Raw genomic sequence first — 385 nt, forward strand, 5'->3', positions numbered from 1 at the left:
GGGTGGGGTGCGGTTGCTGGACCGGGCGCGTGAGTGGCCGGAGGTGGGAAGGCTGCGTCGGGCGGGTGTGTCGTCGTTCGGGATCAGCGGCACCAACGCCCACGTCGTCCTCGAACAGGCCCCCGCCGAGACCGGACCCGGAGCGGACCGACGCGCCGAACTCCCGGTCGTGCCCTGGGTGATCTCCGGTCACCACCAGGAGGCCCTGCGGGCGCAGGCCGGACGGCTGGCGGCCTTCGTCGAGGCACGGCCGGACACCTCCGCCACGGATGTCGGCGCCGCACTCGCTGCGGGTCGTGCGGTGCGTGGGCATCGTGCGGTGGTGGCGGGTGCGTCGCGGGAGGAGTTGTTGGGTGGGGTGCGGGCGTTGGCCCGGGGTGAGGGT

At 74.5% G+C, this 385-nt stretch carries 1 protein-coding gene; it reads left to right on the forward strand.

All coding sequences use genetic code 11. The features are described 5' to 3' along the window. Positions 1-7 precede the first annotated feature (7 nt). Positions 8-385: ketoacyl-synthetase C-terminal extension domain-containing protein (locus IG94_RS42765; RefSeq protein ID WP_346009440.1), on the forward strand; the 378-nt coding region annotated here is incomplete at its 3' end.

Source organism: Streptomyces olivaceus (assembly GCF_000721235.1).
Taxonomy (GTDB): Bacteria; Actinomycetota; Actinomycetes; order Streptomycetales; family Streptomycetaceae; genus Streptomyces; species Streptomyces olivaceus.